The following is a 2,070-nucleotide window of genomic DNA, read 5'->3' as shown; positions in this document are numbered from 1 at the left end:
AACCACATCTGGTAGGCAGTCCAGCGCGGGCAAGCCGCCGTTGGCCTGCCGGCCGCCGTGATTGGAGCAGTAGATGCCGTCAACGCCGCCGTCTCGGGCGCGTCGCGCATCGTCGGGGTGGCAGATGCCCTTGACGATCAGTGGCAGCGTGGTCAGCGAGCGCAGCCACGGAAGGTCGTCCCAGGTCAGCGGATTGCCGAAGATTTGCGCCCAGCGCAGCACGACGGCCTGCGGGTTCTCCTCGGGTGGCGCCGGCAGGCTGGCACGAAACACCGGATCACTGGTGTAGTTGCTCAGGCAATGTCCACGTAGCTGAGGGAAGTTCGCGGTGCTCAGGTCTCGCGGGCGCCAACCAGGCACCCAGGTGTCCAGGGTGACGACGACGCCCTTGAAGCCGGCCGCCTCGGCGCGATGCACCAGGCTGGCGGCCAGGTCACGGTCGGTAGGCGTGTAGAGCTGGAAGAACCCCGGAGTCTCACCGAACTCGGCGGCGACGTCTTCGAGCGGGTCGGTCGTCAACGTCGACATCACCATCGGGACCCCGGTGCGTGCAGCGGCGCGGGCGGTGGCCAAGTCGCCGTGGCCGTCCTGGGCGCAGATACCGATCACACCGATCGGAGCCATGAATACCGGCGACGGCAATGTCATACCGAACAGCTCGACCGACAGGTCACGTTCCTTGGCGCCGACGAACATCCGGGGCATCAGCCCCCATCTTTCGAACGCGGCGCAGTTGGCCCGCTGGGTGCGTTCGTCTCCGGCGCCGCCGGCGACGTACGACCACACTGACGGTGGCAGCGCCGCCGCGGCTTTGGCCTCCAGTTCGGCATAGGCCATCGGCAATGACGGCACGACTCCGGACAGGCCCTGCAGATAGATCTCGAACTGGTAGTCCCCAAATGCCATGGGGGTCAGAATGCCAGTCGAGGATCAGTCAGCCGCGCCGGCCGCCTCCTCGGCAGCCGCGAGTTCCTTCTTCCACTGCCGGAACGTCTCTTCGGTGCGGCCGCGCCGCCAATAACCAGAGATCGACGCCCACTTCGCATCGACTTCGCGTTCCTTGCGGATGTATGGCCGGATGTTGTGCATGACCGCTTGCGCCTCGCCGTGGACGAAGACGTGCACCTGCCCGGGTAGCCATGGGGCCGATTTGACCGCCTCGATCAGCGGCGCGTGGTCGCCGGCTCGGTCCTCGGTGATCAGATCGGCTCGCCCGCCGCGGTAGATCCAATTGATACCGACACCCCCCGGTGCGGTCAGCGGAATTTCGTTCTCGGGTTCGGCAATCTCGATGAATACTTGACCAATTGCGTTGGCGGGCAACGCTTCCAGTGCAACGCTGATGGCTGGCAAGGCAGTCTCGTCACCGGCCAGCAAGTGCCAGTCGGCGGCCGGATCCGGGCTGTAGGCGCCGCTGGGCCCCATCAGGTACACGGGCTGCCCGGGTTCGGCCGCTGCGGCCCACGGGCCGGCTGTGCCGTGTTCACCGTGCACGAGGATGTCGATGGCGATCTCGCGGGCGACCGGGTCGGCCCGCCGCACGGTCAGGGTTCGAATTACCGGCTGCTTGGCGGCAGGTAGCTCGGCGAAACTGTCCAGCGTCAACGGTTGCGGCAGGCTGGCCGTATCGAGGTCCTCAGCGACGAATACCAGCTTGACGTAGGAGTCGGTGAACTCGCTGGGCTTGAATGTGTCGAAGCCGCTGCCGCCGAGGACAACCCGGACCATGTGCGACGTGACTTCTTCGCGGCGCACCACTTCGAAGGTATGCACTGGTCGACCGGCCACGCGATCCCTCCCCTTCAGAGCCCTTCAGAGCTGACCCCGTCGACTATACGAGCTGGTGGCTCCACCCCTGACCCGCTGCGATTCCGGACGATTCGCCAGCGGCCGTCGAGTCGTTCGGCCAGGCCCGCGACCTCCAGCATCGCCAGCGGCGCCAGTACGCGGGTCGGCTCCAGCGCTGCGGCAACGGCGCTCTCATCGACCGTGGCGCCTCCTCGTCCCGGCAGCGCCTCGTAACCCCGCCGCTCGTCGTCACTGAGCCCGTCCAGCGGCGTGGCCGGGTGC

General features: G+C 67.0%; 2 protein-coding genes and 1 pseudogene. All 3 read right to left on the bottom strand.

What is annotated here, in order from left to right; all coding sequences use genetic code 11:
• Positions 1–906, bottom strand: a 906-nt coding sequence (locus tag WB785_RS03715; RefSeq protein WP_424077343.1) for an alpha-hydroxy-acid oxidizing protein, incomplete at its 3' end; no start/stop codon positions are given.
• 24 nt (positions 907–930) lie between these two features.
• A complete protein-coding gene (locus WB785_RS03710) occupies positions 931–1,788 on the bottom strand; it encodes a siderophore-interacting protein (RefSeq protein ID WP_424077342.1) in 858 nt (285 codons plus the stop codon).
• A gap of 14 nt (positions 1,789–1,802) precedes the next feature.
• A pseudogene (locus WB785_RS03705) lies at positions 1,803–2,070 on the bottom strand (hypothetical protein); the annotation flags it as partial.

Source organism: Mycobacterium sp. (assembly GCF_049585075.1).
Taxonomy (GTDB): Bacteria; Actinomycetota; Actinomycetes; order Mycobacteriales; family Mycobacteriaceae; genus Mycobacterium.
The sequence above is the reverse complement of the archived record's forward strand: the minus strand, read 5'-3'. Positions and strand labels throughout refer to the sequence as shown.